This is a genomic window from Comamonas sp. 23, from assembly GCF_049601575.1.
Classification (GTDB): domain Bacteria; phylum Pseudomonadota; class Gammaproteobacteria; order Burkholderiales; family Burkholderiaceae_C; genus Comamonas; species Comamonas squillarum.
In genome coordinates this window covers 4478113-4499499 of sequence record NZ_CP187127.1, presented here as the reverse complement: position 1 = coordinate 4499499, position 21387 = coordinate 4478113, and the positions used below count along the sequence as shown (strand labels likewise).

At 63.9% G+C, this 21387-nt stretch carries 18 protein-coding genes; 10 read left to right on the top strand and 8 right to left on the bottom strand.

What is annotated here, in order from left to right; genetic code table 11:
• Window positions 1-222: 222 nt before the first annotated feature.
• Complete coding sequence (locus ACPEE1_RS20305; protein ID WP_116926611.1) at window positions 223-1203, top strand: Bug family tripartite tricarboxylate transporter substrate binding protein; 981 nt, start codon at window positions 223-225, stop codon at window positions 1201-1203.
• 103 nt (window positions 1204-1306) lie between these two features.
• Here ACPEE1_RS20305 and ACPEE1_RS20300 read toward each other — a convergent pair whose 3' ends face one another.
• The 3 genes from ACPEE1_RS20300 to ACPEE1_RS20290 form a co-directional block, all read right to left on the bottom strand.
• Window positions 1307-2344, bottom strand: a complete 1038-nt coding sequence (locus ACPEE1_RS20300) for a DctP family TRAP transporter solute-binding subunit (protein WP_116926610.1) — start codon at window positions 2342-2344, stop codon at window positions 1307-1309.
• A gap of 90 nt (window positions 2345-2434) precedes the next feature.
• Window positions 2435-3733, bottom strand: coding sequence for a TRAP transporter large permease (locus ACPEE1_RS20295; protein ID WP_021026662.1), 1299 nt, complete (start codon window positions 3731-3733; stop codon window positions 2435-2437).
• The gene (locus tag ACPEE1_RS20290; protein WP_116926609.1) at window positions 3730-4314 is read right to left on the bottom strand and encodes a TRAP transporter small permease; all 585 of its coding nucleotides are present in this window, start codon (window positions 4312-4314) and stop codon (window positions 3730-3732) included. Before ACPEE1_RS20290 ends, ACPEE1_RS20295 begins: the two co-directional genes overlap by 4 nt.
• A 280-nt stretch (window positions 4315-4594) precedes the next feature.
• Here ACPEE1_RS20290 and ACPEE1_RS20285 point away from each other — a divergent pair, with 280 nt between their 5' ends.
• The 5 genes from ACPEE1_RS20285 to ACPEE1_RS20265 all read left to right on the top strand — a co-directional run bounded on the left by ACPEE1_RS20285 (window position 4595) and on the right by ACPEE1_RS20265 (window position 9042).
• Entirely contained in the window at window positions 4595-5533 is a 939-nt protein-coding gene (locus ACPEE1_RS20285; RefSeq protein ID WP_116926608.1) for a LysR substrate-binding domain-containing protein, read from the top strand.
• A 294-nt stretch (window positions 5534-5827) separates the two neighbouring features.
• Window positions 5828-6727 (top strand): amino acid ABC transporter substrate-binding protein, encoded by a 900-nt coding sequence (locus ACPEE1_RS20280; protein WP_116926607.1) that lies wholly within the window; start codon window positions 5828-5830, stop codon window positions 6725-6727.
• A gap of 124 nt (window positions 6728-6851) precedes the next feature.
• Window positions 6852-7607, top strand: coding sequence for an amino acid ABC transporter permease (locus tag ACPEE1_RS20275; RefSeq protein ID WP_021026658.1), 756 nt, complete (start codon window positions 6852-6854; stop codon window positions 7605-7607).
• 1 nt (window position 7608) lies between these two features.
• A complete protein-coding gene (locus ACPEE1_RS20270) occupies window positions 7609-8280 on the top strand; it encodes an amino acid ABC transporter permease (protein ID WP_021026657.1) in 672 nt (223 codons plus the stop codon).
• A 24-nt stretch (window positions 8281-8304) separates the two neighbouring features.
• A complete protein-coding gene (locus ACPEE1_RS20265; protein ID WP_021026656.1) occupies window positions 8305-9042 on the top strand; it encodes an amino acid ABC transporter ATP-binding protein in 738 nt (245 codons plus the stop codon).
• A 179-nt stretch (window positions 9043-9221) separates the two neighbouring features.
• Here ACPEE1_RS20265 and ACPEE1_RS20260 read toward each other — a convergent pair whose 3' ends face one another.
• The gene (locus ACPEE1_RS20260) at window positions 9222-10127 is read right to left on the bottom strand and encodes an amino acid ABC transporter substrate-binding protein (protein ID WP_116926606.1); all 906 of its coding nucleotides are present in this window, start codon (window positions 10125-10127) and stop codon (window positions 9222-9224) included.
• Window positions 10128-10280: 153 nt separating this feature from the next.
• Between ACPEE1_RS20260 and pyrC the strand changes: the two genes are divergently transcribed.
• The 4 genes from pyrC (at window position 10281) to ACPEE1_RS20240 (ending at window position 13825) form a co-directional block, all read left to right on the top strand.
• Complete coding sequence (gene pyrC, locus ACPEE1_RS20255; RefSeq protein WP_260718813.1) at window positions 10281-11324, top strand: dihydroorotase; 1044 nt, start codon at window positions 10281-10283, stop codon at window positions 11322-11324.
• A 20-nt stretch (window positions 11325-11344) separates the two neighbouring features.
• On the top strand, window positions 11345-12133 hold the full coding sequence (locus ACPEE1_RS20250; protein WP_423934675.1) for a DUF3025 domain-containing protein: 789 nt from the start codon (window positions 11345-11347) through the stop codon (window positions 12131-12133).
• Window positions 12134-12233: 100 nt separating this feature from the next.
• Complete coding sequence (gene htpX, locus ACPEE1_RS20245; RefSeq protein WP_116926604.1) at window positions 12234-13112, top strand: protease HtpX; 879 nt, start codon at window positions 12234-12236, stop codon at window positions 13110-13112.
• Between the two features lie 353 nt (window positions 13113-13465).
• Window positions 13466-13825: a hypothetical protein gene (locus tag ACPEE1_RS20240; protein ID WP_409935131.1), complete on the top strand. Its 360-nt coding sequence runs from the start codon at window positions 13466-13468 to the stop codon at window positions 13823-13825.
• Window positions 13826-13917: 92 nt separating this feature from the next.
• Here the strand turns inward: ACPEE1_RS20240 and ACPEE1_RS20235 are convergent, their stop codons facing one another.
• From ACPEE1_RS20235 to sbcD, 4 genes are all read right to left on the bottom strand, one after another.
• Window positions 13918-14472, bottom strand: coding sequence for a hypothetical protein (locus ACPEE1_RS20235; protein ID WP_116926602.1), 555 nt, complete (start codon window positions 14470-14472; stop codon window positions 13918-13920).
• Between the two features lie 235 nt (window positions 14473-14707).
• The gene (locus tag ACPEE1_RS20230; protein ID WP_260718815.1) at window positions 14708-16486 is read right to left on the bottom strand and encodes an NAD(P)/FAD-dependent oxidoreductase; all 1779 of its coding nucleotides are present in this window, start codon (window positions 16484-16486) and stop codon (window positions 14708-14710) included.
• A gap of 118 nt (window positions 16487-16604) precedes the next feature.
• Complete coding sequence (locus ACPEE1_RS20225) at window positions 16605-20051, bottom strand: AAA family ATPase (RefSeq protein WP_423934672.1); 3447 nt, start codon at window positions 20049-20051, stop codon at window positions 16605-16607.
• Complete coding sequence (sbcD, locus tag ACPEE1_RS20220; protein ID WP_423934671.1) at window positions 20048-21286, bottom strand: exonuclease subunit SbcD; 1239 nt, start codon at window positions 21284-21286, stop codon at window positions 20048-20050. Before sbcD ends, ACPEE1_RS20225 begins: the two co-directional genes overlap by 4 nt.
• Between the last annotated feature and the right edge of the window lie 101 nt (window positions 21287-21387).

Genomic DNA, 21387 nt, shown 5'->3' with positions numbered 1-21387 from the left:
TTAGGCCGTCAGTTGCTGGCGCCGTGGCAAGGCCCGCGCGGGCCCTGGCCAAGACGCCTGGGAGACAGGCGGGAGCCCCTGCTGGGCAGCAGCCCGTCCACGCTGTGCAACCATGCCGCGATAGCGCCTGCGAATGGTGGCATTGCTGGCAAGTATTAGACAGCCCGCGCGGTGCTGCCCACAATGGGCCGACAACAATAGGACAGCCACAGGAGACATTGCATGGACATGATTGCGCGCCGCCATTTCCTCACCACCCTCGCCGCCGCTGCGGGCGCCGCCAGCGTGCCCCAGTGGGCCCAGGCGCAAGCGGCCTATCCCAACAAGCCCGTGCGCGTGATTGTGCCGTTTGCCGCAGGCGGCACCACCGATGTGGTGGCCCGGCTGGTGATGCAGAAGATGGGCGAGCTGATGAAGGCCTCCTTTGTCATCGACAACCGGGGCGGCGCCAACGGCATGATCGGCACCGGCGAAGTGGCCCGCGCCCAGGCCGATGGATACACCTTGCTGTTCAATACCGCGGGTGCCCAGACGCTGAGCCCGGTGATCTACAAGGCGCCCTATGAGGCGGCCGCCAGCTTTGCGCCGGTGGCCAAGGTCTGCTCGGTGGGCTTCATCATCATTGCCCGCAAGGATTTGCCCGCCAACACGCTGCAAGAGCTGATCGCGCTGGCGCAAAACAAGGACAAGCCGCTGACGGCCTCGTCGGGCAGCGCCATCATTAACCTGATCACCGAGCAGTTCAAGCAGGTGATCAAGGCGCCGCAGATCATCAATGCGCAGTACAAGGGCACCAGTCCGCAGATGCAGGCCGTCGTCTCCGGCGAGGTGGATTTCTCGTTCGACTCCTTTGCTGCCGTGGAGATGATCAAGGCCGGCAAGGTCAAGGCCTTGGCCGTGGTGCTGCCCCAGCGCGCCGCGTCCTTCCCCGATGTGCCGACCTTGGTCGAGCTGGGCATCAAGGACATGGAGTTCAGCTCCTGGGCCGGCTTGCTTGCGCCCAAGGGTACCCCCAAGGAGATCGTCGCGGCCCTGTCGCAGAACATCGACAAGGTCATGCAGATGCCCGATGTGCTGGCCAAGCTCAAGCAGTACGACTACATCCCGGTAAAGACCAGCCCCGAGAGCTTTGCGCAGGAGATCCAGGCCGAGACCGACCGCTGGAAGCAGGTGGTCAAGACGACCGGCTTCAAGATCGAATAAACACAGTGGCGTTAGCGCCAGTGCGCAGGGGTGCTCTGTAGCAGCGCCCACAAAAAAACCACCGGCGCAACCCCGGTGGTTTTGCTTTTGGAGGGTGCTGCTCTTACTGCTTGCGGGCCGCAATCGCTTTCTCGGCGGCGGTCACCAGGTCGGCGCCCACTTGCTGCTTCCATTTGTCATACACCGGGCGGGTGGCTTTCACAAAGGCTTCGCGCTCGGCAGCGCTGAGCTCAGTGACGGTGACGCCATTGGCGCTCAGCTCCTTGACCAGCGGCTTGCCCGCCTCGATCATGCCTTTGCGGGCAATGGCGATCTCTTCCTGGCCGGCTTCGATGGCGGCCTGGCGTACGATGTCCTGGTCGGCCTTGCTCCAGCTCGCCCAGATGTCTTTGTTCACGACAAAGATCAGCGGGTCGTTGATGTAGCCCCACAGGGTCAGGTACTTCTGGCCCACAGTGTTGAGCTTGGCCGCCTGGTAGACAGCCACCGGGTTTTCCTGGCCGTCGACGGCGCCGCTGGCCATCGCCGGCTGCGCATCGGCCCAGCTCATCTGCGTGGGGTTGGCGCCCAGCGCGCTGAAGGTGTCGACAAACAGCGGCGAGCCGACTACGCGGATCTTGAGGCCCTTCATGTCGGCAGGGGTCTTGATCGCATGCTTGGAGTTGGAGATTTCGCGGTAGCCGTTCTCGCCCCAGGCCAGTGGCACCACGCCAGCTTTTTCCAGGCGGGCAAACAGGCGCTTGCCGGGCTCGCCCTGGGTCAGCGCGTCGGCCGCTGCATAGTCGGGCATCAGAAACGGCAGCGCAAACAGGTTCAGCTCCTTGATCTGAGGCGACCAGTTCAGGGTGGAGCCAACGGCCATGTCGATCACGCCCTGGCGCAGTGCCGAAAACTCGCGCGTCTGGTCGCCCTGCACCAGCGACACCCCGGGGTAGAGCTTGATGTTGATTCGGCCCTGCGTGCGCTCGCGCACCTTGTTGGCCCAGATCTCGCCGCCCTTGCCCCAGGGGAAGGCCGTGCCCAGTACCAGCGACATGCGGTACTCGCTTTTGTAGTTGCTCTGGGCTTGCACGGCGGGCGCGGCAAAGCTCAGCGCCGCAGCAGCAGCCAAGGCAGTGGCAAGGAATTGACGGGTTTTCATGGTGTTGTCTCCGGGTGGTTCAAGGGGAAATTTTTGCAAATCCAGGAGCCGGGTGCAGGGCTGTGCGCCTGTACCCGACCCGGGCTCCAATCAGTAGCCCAGCTTGGCAGGTAGCCACAGTGCGAGTTGCGGGAAGGCGATGACCAGCACCATCACGCAGAACATCGCAAACAGCATCCAGCCGACCCAGCGCACGGTCGATTCCATGCGCACGCCGGCAATGCGGCAGCTGACCATCAGGTTGACCGCCAGCGGCGGAGTGAACTGGCCCAGCGCCACCTTCAGGGTCAGGATCACGCCAAACCAGACCGGGTCCCAGTGGTAGTGCTGCATGATGGGCATCAACAGCGGCACAAAGATCAGGAAGATGGAGATGCCGTCGAGGAACATGCCCACGGTGATCAGCATCAGGATCAGCAGGGCCATCACACCCCATTCGCCCAGGCCCGAGTTGACGATGGCGTTGGTGATCGGGTCGATCACGCCCAGGGTCGACAGCGAGAACGCGAAGATACCCGCGAGCGACACGACGATCAGGATCACGGCCGAGAGCTCACCAGCTTCGCGCAGGATCGGAAACAGATCGCGCACACCGATGGTGCGGTGCACGACCATGCCGACAAACAGGCCGTAGAACACCGCGACCACGGCCGCTTCGGTCGGCGTGAACCAGCCCATGCGCATGCCGCCCAGGATCAGCACCGGCGCGGCCAGGCCCCAGGCCGCTTCGCGCAGGCTCTTCCAGAATTCGGGGCGGGGCAGGCTCGCTTCCAGCGCGCCCATCTTGTGCTTGCGCGACATCCAGACCGCCGGCACGATCAGCGCCAGGCCCGCCAGAATGCCCGGTATCATGCCCGCGGCAAACAGCGCCGGCACCGAGGCACCGGGCACCAGCACCGAGTAGATGATGAAGGCCACCGACGGCGGGATCAGGATATCGGTGGCAGCTGCGGCCCCGACCACGCTGGCCGAAAAGCTGCCCGGGTAGCCGGCGCGGCTCATTGCGGCAATCATCACGCCGCCTACTGCTGCCGCATTGGCGGGGCCCGAGCCCGAGATGCCGCCCAGGAACATGGCCACGGCAATGGCCACCAGCGGCAGCATGCCCGGGCCGCGTCCAACGATGGCAATCGCAAAGTTGACCAGCCGCAGCGCCACGCCGGAGCGGTCGAAGATCGAGCCCACCAGAACGAACATCGGAATGGCCAGAAGCGGGTACTTGCCCAGGCCGGCGTAGAAGTTCTGCGGAATGGCCAGCAGGCCAAACCATTGCGCGTCGGCATTGGCCAGCGCAATGGCGACGGCGCCGGCCAGGCCCAGCGCAGCGCCAATGGGCACGCCCAGCAGCATCAGCGCGATAAAGCCGATAAAGAGCAGGGTGGCAATCATGCGTGCTCCTTGGAGGCAGCGTCGCTGTCTTCGGAGAACACATGGGCGAAGCTGGCCCGGCCCTGGCGCAGGAACAGGCCCAGTGCGCGCACGGTGATCAGCGCCGAGAACACCGGCAGCCAGATGGAGTACCACCACTGCGGCACGCCAATGCCCGGCGAGGTCTCTTCGTAGCGGTAGTCATCAACCACCACGCGGATGCTGAGCACGCAAATGAGTGCAAACAGCAGCGCCACCGTCAACGCGCCAAAGCGGGCAAAGGCCTTGCGCCGGCGCGCGTCGCCACGCTCGGCAAAGTACTCGATGCGGATATGCAGGTTGCGCGCCACCGCGGCCGAGCCAGCCACCATGGCCAGCAAGATCATCAGGAACACCGAGATCTCTTCGGTCCAGGCAAAGGAGCCGTCGGTGAAATAGCGCACGATGACGTTGGCAAAGGTGATGAGCGCCAACAGCGCCATGATCACGACCGTGAGCCAGTCCTCCAGCCACAGCCCTTTGGCGGGTGCGGGCTCGCTGGGGAGCGTGGTGGAAGGGGCAGCGCTGCTGCCGCCCGAAGCATGAGGGGAGGGTGATGCCATAACAACCGGTCGCGAGAGGGCTCGGCAGAGCCAAGGGTGAATGCGGAAAACACAAACCGCCTTGTGAGCGGACCATTGGTATCGGATAGATCGGTATCTGCGGCAGCGCCGCGCCTGGCGGGTGGGCCAGTGGGGCCCGATTATGGCCTTGAAAGAACGGCTTGCAAGCCATCCATTTCCCGGGGATGGCGCGCTGCAGTCGCCTGCGTTGCGGGCGCCGGCCTGGCATCGGGCCTGCCCACTTGCAGCGGACTGCCATTGGCGTGTGGATAATGCGCGGATGGAAACCAAGTGGCTTGAAGATTTTGTGAGTCTGGCGGAGACGCGTAGTTTCAGCCGGTCGGCGCAGTTGCGCCATGTCACCCAGCCGGCATTCTCTCGGCGGATTCAGGCGCTGGAGTCCTGGGCGGGGGCCGATCTGGTGGACCGCAGCTCCTACCCGACGCGGCTGACGCCCGCGGGCAAGACGCTGTACAACCAGGCCATCGAGATCCTGCAGGCGGTGCAGAGCACGCGCGCGATGCTGCGTGTGCACTCGTCCTCGGGCAAGGACATCATCGATTTTGCCGTTCCGCATACGCTGGCTTTTACCTTCTTCCCCACCTGGGTGTCGGGCCTGCGCAATGACTTTGGCCTGTTCAAGAGCCGCTTGATCGCGCTCAATGTGCACGATGCGGTGATGCGCCTGGTCGAGGGCGGCTGCGACCTGCTCATTGCCTACCACCATGAATCCCAGCCCATCCAGCTGGACCCGCAACGCTATGAAATGGTGAGCCTGGGCCGCGAGGTGATGGCGCCTTATTGCAAGCCCGGGCTCGATGGCCTGCCGCTTTTCCTGCTGCCCGGAGCGGCGGACGTGCCGCTGCCGTTTTTGGGCTACGCGCCGGGGGCCTACCTCAGCCGCGTCACGGACCTGGCCCTCAAGCAGGCGCCTGAGCCCGCGTATCTGGACCGCGTCTACGAGACCGACATGGCCGAAGGGCTCAAGGCCATGGCGATGGAAGGGCATGGTCTGGCCTTTTTGCCGCAGAGCGCGGCCAAGAAGGAGCTCAAGGCCAAGAAGCTCGTGCGTGCCGACTACCCCAGCTCAGCGCAGTGGGAAGTGGCAATGGATGTGCGCGCCTACCGGGAAAAGCCCCAGTCCAGCGATGCGGTCAAGACTGGCGCGCAGGCCCTGTGGGACTACCTCGTCTCCCGCAACGCCGCACATAATCCATGATGTCTATAAGAATATAGATAAATTGGATTTGCAGGGTAATTTCTAATATGCGGCTTAAATTTTCTGTGCAATGCTTGCGGATTGCTCGTGTTGCAGTTGGTTAGATGTACGCGATTTGTTCGAAAAAGGCTATGAATTGTTAGCAATTCATTGGTAATTTTCCGGATAATTGCACTGCTCAGTTTGCTGGCATTATCTGGACGGACTGCACAATACGTAGCGTGTCAGTTGTCGCTTTGGCGTCTGTTGAGGCCCATAGTCGACCACTTAATTGATTTATCTGGAGGTCTGATGATGAAGAAACATTTGCTGGCTTTTGCGGTCGCAGCGGTTGCTGCAGGTAGCGCGTTTGCGCAAGCGGGCGATACGCTGGCCAAGATCAAGTCGTCTGGCAGCATCACCCTGGGTGTGCGCGAGTCTTCGGGCCTGGGCTACACGCTGGGTAACGGCAAGTATGTTGGCTTCCACACCGAGATGGCTGAGCACATCGTGAGCGACCTGCAAAAGCAGCTGGGCCTGGCCAAGCTGGACATCAAGTACCAGCCCGTGACCTCGCAAAACCGCGTGCCGCTGGTGCAAAACGGTACCGTGGATCTGGAGTGCGGCTCCACCACCAATAACCAGTCGCGCCAAAAGGATGCTGCGTTCGCCTTCACCACCTACGTGGAAGAAGTGCGCATCGCTGTGAAGGCCAACTCCGGCATCACCGGCATCAAGGACCTCAACGGCAAGACCATCGTGACCACGACCGGTACCACGTCGGTGCAGACCCTGCGCAAGAACAAGCGCGCTGATGGCCTGACCTTCAAGGAAGTCATGGGCAAGGACCACGCGGACAGCTTCCTGATGCTGGAGTCTGGCCGCGCCGATGCCTTCATCATGGACGGCTCCATCCTGGCCGCCAACATCTCCAAGTCCAAGGCACCTGCTGACTACAAGGTCGTCGGCGAAGTGCTGTCGGTCGAGCCGATCGCCTGCATGCTGCGCAAGGACGACACCGCCTTCAAGAAGGCTGTGGACGACTCCATCGTGCGCCAGATCAAGGACGGCTCGCTCGAGAAGCTGTACGACAAGTGGTTCATGCAACCTATCCCTCCTAACAACGTGAAGGTGGGCCTGCCGCTGTCGGCTGCAACCAAGGATGCTTGGGCCAACCCGAACGACAAGCCCATGGAAGCCTACGAAGTCAAGTAAGCACACCATTTAGGTACCGCCCTTCCAGCCTGGGGTTTGGGGGGGCGTTTTTGTTGGTACTGGTTTCTGTCAGTTGCGACCAGGCACCAAACATTGCTACAAAGACAAAAAAAGAGGTAGTCCTATGAATTGGGATTGGCAAGTATTTTGTGAAGACACGATTGAGCGCCAGGTCGTGCAGGGCTGTTTCGGTAAAAACGGCGATGTCACGTATCTGGACTGGTTGTTGTCTGCGTGGGGATGGACTATCTCCGTTTCCTTGTGTGCGCTGGTGATCGCGCTGGTGGTGGGCTCCATCATCGGTACCTTGCGTACCCTGCCTGACCGGCCCTGGACGGTGCGTCTGGGCAATGCCTGGGTGGAGTTGTTCCGAAACATCCCCCTGCTGGTGCAAATTTTCCTGTGGTACCACGTCGTGCCCGCCATCTTCCCCGCACTCAAGCAAGTGCCTGGGTTCCTGCTGGTGGTGCTGGCGCTGGGCTTTTTCACCTCGGCGCGTATTGCCGAGCAGCTGCGTGCCGGTATCTTGGCGCTGCCCCGTGGCCAGCGCTATGCAGGTATGGCGCTGGGTTTCACGACCTTCCAGTACTACCGCTATGTGCTGCTGCCCATGGCCTACCGCATTATCATTCCGCCGCTGACCAGCGAGTCGATGAACATCTTCAAGAACTCGTCCGTGGCCTTTGCCGTGTCGGTGGCCGAACTGACCTTGTTCGCGATGCAGGCGCAAGAGGAAACTTCTCGCGGCATTGAGGTCTACCTGGCGGTGACCGCGCTGTACATGATCTCGGCATTCGTGATCAACCGCATCATGGCCTTCATTGAAAAGAAGAGCCGCATCCCGGGCTTTATCGCCGCTGGCGGCTCCGGAGGTCACTGAGATGAATTTGAATCTTGATTTTTCGTTCTACAACTGGGACCTGATCCAGAACTTCATCATCAAGGGTCTGGTGTTCAGCGTGATGCTGACCATCGTCGCAACCCTGGGTGGTATCTTCTTTGGCACCTTGCTGGCGCTGATGCGCCTGTCGGGCAAGAAGATTCTCGTGGTGCCGGCCACCATCTATGTCAACGGCATGCGTTCGGTGCCGCTGGTGATGGTGATTCTGTGGTTCTTCCTGCTCGTGCCTTTGCTGATCGGCAAGCCCATCGGGGCGGAGATGTCAGCGGTCATCACCTTCGTGGCGTTCGAGGCCGCGTACTTCTCCGAGATCATGCGCGCCGGTATCCAGTCCATTCCGCGTGGCCAGGTGTATGCCGGTCAGGCCGTGGGCATGACCTATGGCCAGAACATGCGTCTGGTGGTGCTGCCCCAGGCTTTCCGCAACATGCTGCCGGTGCTGCTGACGCAGACCATCATCTTGTTCCAGGATACGTCGCTGGTCTATGCCATCGGCGCCTACGACATGCTCAAGGGCTTTGAGGTGGCAGGCAAGAATTTCGGCCGTCCGGTCGAGGCCTATCTGGCCGCTGCTGTGCTGTACTTCATCATCTGCTTTACGCTGTCGTGGTTCGTCAAGCGTTTGCACAAGAAGATCGCCATCATTCGCTGATGCGGCAATACAAAGGATATCCAAATGATTGAAATGAAGAATGTCTCCAAGTGGTATGGCAGCTTCCAGGTGCTCAACGACTGCTCCACCAGCATCTCCAAAGGCGAAGTGGTGGTGGTCTGCGGTCCTTCGGGCTCGGGCAAGTCGACCTTGATCAAGACGATCAATGCGCTCGAACCCATCCAGAAGGGCGAGATCTGGGTCAACGGCACGGCCATCCACGATCCCAAGACCGACCTGCCCAAGCTGCGCAGCACCGTGGGCATGGTGTTCCAGCATTTCGAGCTGTTCCCCCACCTGTCGGTGACCGAGAACCTGACGATCGCGCAGATCAAGGTGCTGGGCCGCAGCGCCGACGATGCCAAGGCCCGGGGCCTGAAGATGCTCGACCGCGTGGGCCTGATGGCGCACAAGGACAAGTTCCCCGGCCAGCTCTCGGGCGGCCAGCAGCAGCGCGTGGCCATTGCCCGTGCGCTGTCGATGGACCCTTCGGTGATGCTGTTTGACGAGCCCACCTCGGCACTGGACCCTGAAATGGTTGGCGAAGTGCTGGACGTGATGATCGGCCTGGCCCACGAAGGCATGACCATGATGTGCGTGACGCACGAAATGGGCTTTGCCAAGAAGGTGGCCAGCCGCGTGATCTTCATGGACGTGGGCGGAAAGATCCTGGAGGACTGCTCCAAGGAAGACTTCTTCGGCAACCCCGATGCGCGCCAGCCCCGCACCAAGGACTTCCTGGGCAAGATCCTGCAGCACTGATTGCAGCGCAGCTCGCACCCAACCATGGCCGCTTATGCGGCCATTTTTTATCGGCAAAGTTAATGGGGGGAGGGGGCTGGCCTCCCGTGGACAGACGCATGCTGGGAGGCTTGGCGGTGAGCGCCGTGGCTCAGCAGCTGGTGGGAGGGCAGGGGCCGCAGAACGCGGCCCCCGAACGGTCAGTTGTCGAACTTGTCGCTGGGGAAGCGCAGCATGTCGGTGAGCAGGTAGGACATCGGCACGTTCAGTGCAAAGCTCTTGCCCGGCAGCGGCGACTCGAACCACTTCTTGTACAGGCGCGTGATTTCGTAGTTCTGCGACAGCACGCGCATCTCGGCGTCGAACACCTTCTTCATGCGCACGTCGGTGTCGCGCATCATCAGCGACAGCGGCTCGATCGACATCAGCTTGCCAATCAGCTTGACCTGCTCGGGCTTGTCTGACTGCGCGCGGTGGGCCGCCAGCAGGATGTCGTCCATCAGCCAGACATCGGCCGTGCCCGCTTGCACGGCCTTGAAGCAGGCGTCATGGGTGAGGCACTCGCTGTGCTGGATCTTGAGGCCATTGATGGCCACGCGGCGCTCGAGCACCTGCAGCGACGTGGTGCCCTTGGTGGTGATCACGCGCTTGCCCGAGAGGTCATCGACTTCGTTGATGCCGCTGTCAGACTTGACCAGCATGCGCACGCCAGCGATGTAATAGGGCAGGCTGAAGGACACATGCTTGCTCTCGCGCCGGTCCTTGGTGTTGGTGGTGTTGCTGCAATCGACATCAATGGCGCCGCTGGACAGGTCGGTAAAGCGGGTCTGGCCATTGATGGCGCGGTACTGGATATCGAGCTTGGCCAGGCCCATGCTCTGCTGGAGCTTGGCAATCAGCGCCTGGCAGATGTCGATGGCGTAGCCCACTGGTTTCTTGGTCTCGCCCATCTCGTAGGCAAAAGGCAGGCCGTCGGGGCGGTAGCCCACGGTGATGCGCTGTGCCTCCCGGATCTTGTCCCAGCTGTCGGGCAAAGGGGTCTGAGCCAGGCTGCTGCTGGCAAGGCACAGCAGCACAGCGCCGCGAAAAATATGGTTTAGCCACATGTTGCACAGTCCTTGATTAAGAATTCCTACAGCTGTCTATGATACGCATAGAGACTGTGTACTCTATGGGCACCTACCCTTAACATTGAGTTACCTTTATCCAATGCTCGGGGACTGTGATGACGCCGGCATGACCGGTGCGACAATGGCGGGATGAGCACCGCACCCTCTTCCATCAGCATCATCCGACCCGACGACTGGCACATCCATCTGCGCGATGACGCCGCCTTAGCCACCACCGTGGCCCATGCCGCGCGGCAATTTGCCCGTGCCATCGTCATGCCCAACCTCAAGCCCCCGGTCACGACCGCCGAGCTGGCCCAGGCCTACAAGGCGCGCATTGTGGCGGCCATCCCCCAGGGCCTGAAGTTCGAGCCGCTGATGACCCTGTACCTGACGGACAAACTCGCCCCCGAGGAGATCGTGCGCGCCAAGGCTGCCGGCGTTGTGGCCTGCAAGCTCTACCCCGCTGGTGCCACCACCAACAGCGACCATGGCGTGACCGATATCCGCAAGATCTACCCGACCCTGGAGGCGATGCAGCGCGAAGGCATGCTGCTCTTGGTGCACGGTGAGGTGACCGGCAGCGATGTGGACCTGTTCGACCGCGAGGCGGCCTTTATCGACCAGCACATGGTGCCGCTGCGCCGCGATTTCCCCGAGCTGAAAATCGTGTTCGAGCACATCACCACGCGCGAAGCGGCCCAGTATGTGACCGAGAGCGACCGCTTTGTCGGCGCCACCATCACGCCCCAGCATCTGCTGTTCAACCGCAACGCGATCTTTACGGGTGGCATTCGACCGCACTACTACTGCCTGCCCGTGCTCAAGCGCGAGGAGCACCGCCTGGCGCTGGTGCAGGCGGCCACCAGTGGCAACCCCAAGTTCTTCCTGGGCACCGACAGCGCGCCGCATGCCGCCCAGCTCAAGGAACACGCCACCGGCTGCGCCGGCTGCTACAGCGCCCATGCCGCTATCGAGATGTATGCCGAGGCCTTTGACAAGGTCGGGGCGCTGGACAAGCTCGAAGGCTTTGCCAGCCTGCATGGCGCGGATTTCTACAACCTGCCGCGCAATACCGACCGCATCACGCTGGTGCGCGAGTCCTGGACCCCGCCCGAGTCCTACCCCTTTGGCCAGGCGGATTTGAAGCCGCTGCGCTCGGGTGAAGCGCTGCCCTGGAAGCTGGCAGACTGAGCGTTTTTATCATTTAATGCGTGGATAACCGCGAGGCCACTGCACAGGATCGGCCCGCGCCGGGCTGGTCCTCGCTGGACTGGCAGGCGCCCTGGCTGCAGCCCTACCGGGCGCTGGGCCTGCAGATCCGCGCGCTGGATGGTCAGGGCCTGGCCATGCCCGATCTGCTCAACCGCCTGGGCGATTGCGGCCGGCGCTTTGTGCCGCAGTCGGCGCTGCCTGCGAGCGAGGCCTATGAAAGCTTTATCGCCCGCAGCGGCTGCGTGCCCACCCGCGAACACATGCATGACGGGCTCAACGGCCTGGTCTGGCAGCGCTTTGCGCGCACCAAGGCACGGCTCAATGCCTTGCAGGCCCAGGCCATTGCGCAAGCGGGCGGCGTCGGGGCCAGCCGGGGACCCTTGCGTGATGCCTTGACCTTGTTCGATGAAAACGGCGCCGTGCTGCTGGCGCCCGCAGCGCTGTGGCAGGCGCTGCAGCAGCGCCAATGGCAGCGGCTCTTTGTCGAGCTGCGGCCACTGTGGCAGCAGGCGCAGCTCCTCGTCATCGGCCATGCGCTGCTGGAAAAGCTCATCAGCCCCAGAAAACCAATCACCGCGCATGTTTTTTGCCCCCCGCAGTCTTGGCCGATGGTGGACAATATCGACGCGGTCATCGCCGATTCTCTGGACGCTGCGCACCTGGCGGGCAAGCCCTTCGCGCCCTTGCCGGTGCTGGGCGTTCCGGGATGGTGCCAGGAAAACCAGCATGTTTCCTTCTACGATGACCCAGACGTATTTCGCTCGGCCCGACGGCCACAAATATCATAAGCACCCGCCGTCGCCATAAAGTGGAGGTAAGGTCTTGAATTCGCAAGACATTGCCCCCAGCTATCGAGCACTGTGTTCCCCTCCTTGGAGAATCGACCCCATGAAACGAATGTTCCTTTTTCTGGCGACCAACATCGCCGTGGTTGTGGTGCTGGGCATTGTTGCCAGCCTGCTCGGTGTCAACCGCTACCTGACTGCCAATGGCCTGAACCTCGGGGCGCTGCTCGGCTTTGCCTTCATCATGGGTTTTGGCGGCGCCATCATCTCCTTGCTCATGAGCAAGCCCATCGCCAAGATGAGCATGGGCGTCAAGATCATCAACCAGCCCCAAAGCGCTGACGAGGCCTGGATTGTCGAGACCGTGCGTCGCTTCTCCGACCAGGCCGGCATCCAGATGCCCGAGGTCGGTATCTATGAGGGCGAGGCCAACGCGTTTGCGACCGGCGCTTTCAAGAACTCGGCCCTGGTGGCCGTCTCGACCGGGCTGCTGCAAGGCATGACCCGTGAAGAGGTCGAGGCCGTCATCGGCCACGAGGTGGCCCACGTGGCCAATGGTGACATGGTCACCATGGCGCTGATCCAGGGCGTGATGAACACCTTTGTGGTCTTCCTCTCGCGCGTCATCGGCTATGCGGTCGATTCCTTTCTGCGCCGCAATGACGAGCAAAGCTCGGGCCCTGGCATTGGCTACATGATCACCACCATCGTGCTCGATATCGTCTTTGGCTTCCTGGCCGCCATCATCGTGGCCTGGTTCTCGCGCCAGCGCGAGTTCCGCGCCGATGCCGGTGCCGCCCGCCTGATGGGCCGTAAGCAGCCGATGATCAATGCGCTGCACCGCCTCGGTGGCATGCACCCTGGCACCTTGCCGCAAAGCATGCAGGCCATGGGCATCACCGGCGGCCTGGGCAAGCTGTTCAGCTCGCACCCACCGATCGAAGAGCGTGTGGCCGCGCTGCAAAACAACCCGGTGCAATAAGGCCCGGTTGGCCGCCTCACCAAAGCACTGCCTCGGCAGTGCTTTTTTTGTGGGCGATGGGCGGCTGGCCGGCGTTTCACTGGCATGGTTGAACCCGCTTTTACCGCTGATTTACGCGCCGCTCACCGGGCGTTAAGCTGGCGCGCCTTCAATGGAGTTCTTGCAATGACTGGAGATACACCATGTCGCACACTCCCAGCTCTAGAGACCCTCTGCAAAACTCCCTGCCGTGGTCTGAACGCGGTCTCGGGCGATCCGCTGCGTTGTCTTCCTTGTCAATAGCTACGGCTATTGACTGCAAAAGACGCCTTGCGTCTCATCCCGATCCGCGTCCATCCCGCTTGGCGAGGGTTTTGCAGCGCATCCCTAAGCGTTCGGCCGCTTTGTGTGCTGGCGCCCTGGCGGTCGCCACCTTGGTGACCGGCTGCGTTGTCGCACCGGCCGAGCCCTATGCCTATGGCAATAGCGGGGCCGTGGTCGTGTCCAGCGAAGCGCCACCGCCCCTGCGCTATGAGCCCGCCCCGGTTGCGGTGGCGCCGATCGCGACCCAGGTCTGGATTGGCGGCTTCTGGGACTGGAGCGGTGGCCGCTATGTCTGGCGTGAAGGCCGCTGGGCTGCGCCGCCTCACCATGGAGACCGCTGGGTGCCCCGCGAATGGGTGCGCGGCCCCCACGGCTGGCAAGCGCGGGGCGGGCACTGGGAACGCCGCTGAGGCGCTGGGGCCGCGTGGCTGGCCCCCGGTCTCCTGCCCCCTCTATCCCTTGCCTGCCTGAGTCCCGCTTGGGGCCTGGGCCGCTGCGCCGGTCAGCGCATCGTGTAGTTCAGCTGAAACATCAGTGCGGACTTGCCCAGCACATTGAGCTGGCCGCCCCAGTGTTCGTTGTAGTTCCAGCCCACCGCAGGGATGGCGGTGACGCCCCAGCCGTTCTTGTTGTTGAGCGGGATCTTGCGGTGGTAGGGGAAGCGGTAGCCGTGGATCACTCCGCCGGTCAGCTTGACAAACAGCTGCGGCGAGCTGGACAGCGGCTGGAACTGCCAGCCGTAATAGGCGTATTGGCTGGGCTGGCCAAAGGAATTGCTGAAATAGGCGAAGCCGGCCAGCTGGTGGTCGTCGAGCTTTTTCTCGGCATTGATCAGCCACACATATTTGTGCCGCTCATCATCGGGCTCGAAATCACGTTGCTTCTTGGCGTTGGAGTAGTGGTAGGTATAGGGTGAATAGCCAACGCTCCAGCCCGACAGTGCAGATGGGTTGCTGGGGGTCTGGCTGTCATGGCTGGAGGCCCCGGCCATCGCGCAGCTCAAGCACAAGGCCGCGCCCAGGCAGGCGCTCAGCGCGGGGTGGATCGGTACGGACATGGGGCTCCCTCCTTCAGCAATATCGGCAGAACAATCCAGAATTCTAGGATGCGCTGAGAAAGGATAGCTGCGTTTGTAGCGTATAGGCCTCAACGAACCAAGATGCGGTTTGTTAAGTTGTTCTTAAGTGTTTTTGCCGGATTTTGGCGGAACCTGCGCTGTCCGCCGAGGTCGAAGACCGCCACGCCGACACGGCGCCGTAGCCATGCTCGAATCGCTACCAACGCCTTGAACACTACAGTGCGCCGCCCGAGCCGCGCGAGCCCGACGACGGCACGGCCAGCCCCAAAATGGCGCAGGCCACCGCCTCACCCACCTTGATGCCATCGACGCCGGCTGACAGAATGCCGCCCGCGTAGCTGGCGCCTTCCCCGGCCGGGTACAGGCCGCGTGTGTTGTCGCTCTGAAAATCGGCACCCCGGCCGATCTTCACGGGCGAGGAGGTGCGGGTCTCGACCCCCGTCAGGATGGCATCGCGCATGTCATAGCCGCGGATCTTCTTGCCAAAGGCGGGCAGGGCCTCGCGCATCGCCTCAATTGCGTAGGCCGGCAGGGCCTGGTGCAGGTCGCCCAGCGTGATGCCGGGTTTGTACGAGGGCTCTACGGTGCCAAAGGTAGTGGACGGCGTGCCTGCGACAAAATCGCCCACCAGCTGGCCGGGCGCGCTGTAGTTCTGGCCGCCCAGCAGATAGGCTTTGGACTCCAGCTGGCGCTGCAGCACGATGCCCGAGAGCGGATGGAAGGCGCCCGGCGCCTGCGTCTCCACGCCATAGGTCTTGCCGCCAAAGGCCCAGGCAAAGCTCTCGGCGTCCTGCGGGTAGTCTTCGGGGCTGATCGCGCAGACCATGCCAGCATTGGCATTGCGCTCGGCGCGCGAGTACTGGCTCATGCCATTGGTCACGACGCGCTCGGGCTCGCTGGTGGCGGCCACCACGGTGCCACCCGGGCACATGCAAAAGCTGTAGACGGCGCGGCCATTCTTGGCGTGGTGCACCAGCTTGTAGTCGGCCGCGCCCAAGAGCGGGTGGCCAGCATCCTTGCCCCAACGCGCGCGGTCGATGACGCTTTGCGGGTGCTCGATGCGAAAGCCCACCGAGAAGGGCTTGGCCTCCATCGCCACACCGCGCTCGTAGAACATCGCAAAGGTGTCGCGCGAGCTGTGGCCCAGTGCCATTACCGCGTGGCGCGTGGGCAGGGTGTAGCTATCACCACTAACCTGATCCAGCACCTGCAGGCCTACCAGCTGGCGGTCATCGCCTTCGACCAGCACATCAGTGACCTTTTGCTCAAAGCGGATCTCACCGCCCAGGCGCACGATCTCCTCGCGGATGCCCTCGACCACCTTGACCAGCTTGAAGGTGCCGATGTGCGGGTGGGCGGTGAACAGGATCTCCGGCGGCGCGCCGTAGGTGACGAACTCCTGCATTACCTTGCGGCCCAGGTGGCGCGGGTCCTTGATCTGGCTGTAGAGCTTGCCGTCCGAGAAGGTGCCGGCGCCCCCTTCACCAAACTGCACATTCGATTCGGGCGTCAAGCGGCGCTTGCGCCACAGGCCCCAGGTGTCCTTGGTGCGCTGGCGCACGGTCTTGCCGCGCTCCAGCACGATGGGCTTGAAGCCCATCTGCGCCAGCACCAGCGCTGCAAAAATGCCGCAGGGCCCAAAGCCCACCACCACCGGGCGATCCTGCATATCGGCAGGCGCCTGGCCCACCGGGTGCCAGGACATGTCGGGCGTTGGGTTCACATGCGAGTCTGCCGCGAAGTGCGCGAGCAAGGCCGCTTCCTGCGCGGGATCTGCCAAGGCCACATCGACGATGTAGACGGCCAGCAGTTCGGACTTGCGCGCATCGAAGCTGCGCTTGTGCACCTGCAGCTGGGCAATGGCTGCGGGCTGCAGGCCCAGGCGCTGCGCTGCGAGCTGGGTGAGCGCCTCTTGGGGCGCGTATTCGGTGTGGTTGTCGGGGTGGTAAGGCACCGCCGAGAGGGGGAGTTTGAGTTCTGCGATCCGGATCATGGCTTGTACCTATCAAGCAAGGGCATGGATGGTAGCCGATATGGCCGCTGCAGCGCGGCCGGGCAGGGCGCATCCCCATGGCGCCCTAAGGTAAAAAGCATAGCAAGGGTTCTGCGCTTCAGCCTTGCAGCTCTAAACGCGAATATCCGATTCCCGCCCCCTTCTCCACCCGGATCTGCGCCGGGATGCGCTCCTTGAGCGCCTCTACATGGCTGATGATGCCGATCATCTTGCCGCTGGCATTCAGCGTATCGAGCGCTGTCAACGCGATCTCCAGGGTGTCGCCGTCCAAGGTGCCAAAGCCTTCGTCCAGGAACAGCGAATCGATCGAGGTCTTGCTGCTGACCAGGTCCGACAGCGCGAGCGCCAGCGCCAGACTGACCAAAAAGGCCTCGCCCCCCGACAAGGTGCGGGTGTCGCGCGCGACATCGCCTTGCCAGCTGTCGACGATATCGAGCTCGAGCTCGCCAGTGGTCTTGCGCTGCAGCAGGTAGCGGCCATGCAGCCTGGCCAGATGGCCGTTGGCCAAGGCCAGCAAATGGTCCAGGGTCAGGCCCTGGGCAAACTTGCGGAACTTGTCGCCCTTGGCCGATCCGATCAGGCCATCGAGCCGCTGCCACAGCGCGCTGTCGCGCTCCTGCGCCGCAATCTGCGCGAGCAAATCCTGCTGCCCCGCGCGGCGCTGGTCGTCATCGGCCAGGCGCGCGCGCTGGGCGCCCATGCGCTCTGCCGTCTGGTTGCGCTCGTCCTCCAGCGCCCGCAATTGCGCCGCGAGCGCCTCGGGTGCCTCCTCCGTCAAGGCCTGGGCCTGCAGGTGTTGGTGCTGCTGCGCCGTTTCCTCGGCCACCGTGCTGGCGCGCTGCAATGCCAACTGCAGGCCATCGCGCTGCTGGCTGAGCCGCTCCAGCGCGTCCGCTGGCAACAGCGCATGCGCAAAAGCCTGTGCATCGGCATAGGGGCTGGCCTCCAAGCCCTGGTTCCAGGCGGCCTGGGCCTGCTCCAGGGCCCACTGCCGCTCGGCCAGTTGCTGGCCCGCTTGCTGGGCTTGGCCTTGCAGGCTGGCGAGTTCTTGGCGGGTGTCCTCCAGCAACGCGGCGCAATCCGCCAAGGTGGCGGGCAGTGCGATGGTCGCAGCACCGGTTTGTGCTGGTGACGGTGCCGGCAGTTGCGCCAGGCGCTGCTGCCATTGCTGGGCCTCTTGCGCGCACTGCTGGGCCTGCTGCTGCTGCAGTGCCAGTTGCTGGGCGGTGGTTTGCAGCTGCGCGCTGTGCTGCTGCCACTGCTGCCATTCCTGCTGGCGGGTCTGCAGCCAGGCATCGTGGCCATCGGCGGGCGGCATCGCCAGGTCCAGCGGGGCCAGGCTGGATTGCAAGGCGGCCTCGGCCGCGTCTGCCAGTGCCTGCAGCGCTTGCACGGCCTGCGACAGGCGTTGCTGCAGGCTGCTGTTGTCTTGCTGGGCCTGCTGCAGGCGCGCTTGCGCATGCTGGGCGTCCTGCAGGGTCTGGGCTGCTGCATGCGCGGCATCCTTGGCGGCTTGCAGCGCTTGCTCAGCGGCCTCGGCTGCCGCCAGGGCCTGTTGCAACTGCGCCGCTTGCGCGGCGCTGGCTTGCTGCGCCTCGGCCAGTGTGTGCGGCTGCTGCCAGGCCGATGCGGCGATGGGCTGGGCCATGGCTGTGCAGAGTGTCTGCCATCGCTGTTGCCAGGCTTCCAGCCGCTGCTCGGCCGCTGTCAATTGGGCTTGCAGGCTGGTCTGCTGGCTCAGGGCCGCCGCATGCGCAGCGCCCAACTGCTCGCCCTGCTGCTGCAGCGCGTCGAGCTCGGTATGGGCCGCTTGCAGCGCGGCGGCGGTGGCCGTCACATCCAGCGCGGCATAGGCGGCAATGGCAGGGTGATCCTGCGAACCACAAAGGGGGCAGGCCTCGCCGGGCTGCAGCGCATGGCGGTGGGCTTCCAGGCTTTGGATGCGCTCTTCCTGCGCCAGCAGGCGCTGTTTGTCGGCCACGCGCTCTTTCTGCGCCTTGTACTGGCTGCGCAGCGCGGCCAGCGTGGCCTGCTGCTGGGCCAGCGGTGCCGAGCAGGCCTGCAAGGCATCGCCCAGTTGCTGCGCATCGCGCGCCAGCGGCTGGCGTTGCTCGGCATGCTGCAGCAATTGCTGCCAGGCTTGCTCGTGCTGCTGGGCCGTCTGCCAGTGGGCGCGCAACTGGCCCAGGCTGCCGCCATGCGGGGCCAGGCGGGTGTGCTGCGCGTGCTGCAGCTCGCGCGCCGCAGCATCGGCCTGCTGCTGCGCGGCCTGGGCCTGCTGCAACGCGGTGGCCTGTCGCGCTATCTGCTGCTGCAGCGATTGGCCTTGTTCGCTGGCTTGCTGCAACGCGGCTTGTTCTTGCGCCCACTGCCGCCGCTGCTGCTGGCGCTGTGCCAGCTGCTCGCGCCAGCCGCTCAGCTGGTCGCCCAACCTGGCATGCGCTGGGTGCTGCTGCAGCCAGTGCTGCAGATCGCTCTGCTGGGTGTGCAACTGGTGCACAGCCTGCTCGGCTTGCTGCTGGGCCTGCTGCGCCAGCGCGCTGGCATGCTGCTGCAGCTGCCACTGCTGGCGCTGGGCATCGGCCAGGCGGCCCTGCAATTGGGTCTGCTGTGCCTGGCTTGCTGCAGCGGCCGCTTGCGCCTGCTGCCAGCCCGTATGCAGCGGGGCAATCGCCTGTGCCGGGCCATGGGCCTGCAGGCGTTGCAGATCGGGGGCGGCAGCCTGCAGCGCTTGCTGGGCCTGCTGCAGGCGTTCCTGGGCCTGGTGCTGCGCCTGCGCCGCTTGCGCGGTGTGCTGCTGCCAGTGCTGCAAGGTTTGCAAGGCGGCGTGGCGCGCCTGCAAAGTGGCCAAGGTCTCTTGCAGTTGCTGGGCCTCGGTTTGCAGGTGATTGCGCTCGGCCTCGGGCAGCAGCTGCATGCCGCCGGCCTGCGCCTGGTCGCGCTCCAGCGCCTGGCGGACGTCGCGCGCGCGCTCAAACACGGTTTGCGATATCTGGCTGTAGATGTCGGTGCCGGTCAGCTCTTCGAGCAGCTCGGCGCGTTCATTCGCCTTGGCCTCCAAAAACGCGGCAAACCCGCCCTGGGCCAGCAGCATCGATTTGGTAAAGCGCGGAAAATCCAGCCCGGTGATCTCGGCCATCTGGCGCAGCTTGTCGTTGCTCTGGGTGCTCAGGATTACGCCATCGGCCACGCGCGCCAGCTCCACCCGGGGCGCCTGCAGCGCGCCGCTGGCCCTGTCGCGGGCGCGGCGCTGGCTCCAGAAAGCACGGTAGAGGATGCCCTTGACCTCGAACACCACCTCGGCCATGCAATCTGCCGTGTGGCGCGTCATCAGGTCATTGCTGCTGGCGCTGAGGGTCGCCAGCCGGGGTGTCTGGTGGTAGAGCGCCAGGCAAATCGTATCGAGCAAGGTCGATTTGCCCGCGCCCGTGGGGCCGGTGATCGCAAACAGGCTGTTATCGGCAAAGGGCGCGGCTGTGAAGTCAATGCGCCATTCGCCTTTGAGCGAGTTCAGGTTTTTAAGCCGCAGGCTGCGTATCTTCATGGCGCCTCCCCGCTGGGGTTGGAGAGCGACTGCAGCACGGCCTGGTAGCGCGCGGTCAGTGCCTGCTGCAGCTCGGCGTCCATCGTCTCCAGCGCCAGGCGGCGCTCAAACACCTGGGCCGGTGTCAGCGCATCCAGTGCTTCGATGGCAGGCCCGCTCCACTGCGCGGCCGCCCGACCGCGCAGCCGTTTGACCCGCAGCAGCTGCAATGGCAAACCTTCGGCAAGTGCCTGCACGCGCAGCGGCAGGTCGGCCAGGTAGTCGTCTTCTTCGATCATGATGTCCAGCCAGACCTTTTTGTCGGCCTGGACTAGTGCACTGGCCTGCTGCAGCGCAGCGGGCAAGGCCGCCAGGCTGCTGCGCAGCGCTGCCATGGGCTGGAAGACCGGCACCGGCAGGGCGGTGACGGCCTGCAAGCCGGGCTCCCCCAACTCGACCAACAGCATCTGCTTGGGCTGGCGCGTCTCGTCAAAGCCCAGCGCGATCGGCGAGCCGCTGTAGCGGATGTGCGCCAGCCCGCCCACCTTTTGCGGCTGGTGGATATGGCCCAGCGCGATGTAGTCCACAGGGGGAAAGGCCTGGGTCGGGAAAGCCTCCAGCGCGCCGACATAGATCTCGCGCACCGATTCGCTGCTGCTGGCGCCGACGGTGGTGAGGTGGCCGGTGGCGATGATGGGCAACTGCCGCCCCAGGCTGGCCTGCAGGGCAGCCTGCTGCTGCAGTGCTGCTGCATACACCTGCTGGTAGGTCGCCTGGATGGCCTGCTGCAGCGCCAGCTGCTTGTCTTGCGCGCTTTGCTCGGCCTGGCTTTGCAGCACATCGCGGGGGCGGATAAAAGGCAGCGCGCAGACGATGCAGCCAGGCGTGCCATCGCGCAGCGGCAGGATGCGCACATGCTGCGCGGGCGCGCCGGTCGCGGCAATCACCTGGGTGCCCAGGTGCTGCAGCAGGCCCTGGCTTTCTTCCAGCACCGCAACCGAATCATGGTTGCCGCCCAGCACCAACAGCGCCACACCGGCCTGGTGCAGGCGGGCGATGAGGCGGTTGTAGAGCTCGCGCGCGTAGCTGGGGGGCGCGCCGGTGTCAAAAATATCGCCGGCGATCAGCACCGCATCGGCGGCTTGCGCCGCCACCTGTTCCAGCAGCCAGTCGATCAGCGCGCTGTGCTCTGCCTGGCGGCTTTGGCCCATGAAATGCTGGCCCAGGTGCCAGTCCGAGGTGTGAATGATGCGCATGGTCGGGGGAGGGGGATGGAGAGATCGCGGGAACCCTGTTGATGGTAGTCGCTGCGCGCAGCGCCGGTCAAAGAAAAAGACCTCGCCCAGGCTTGGCGCCC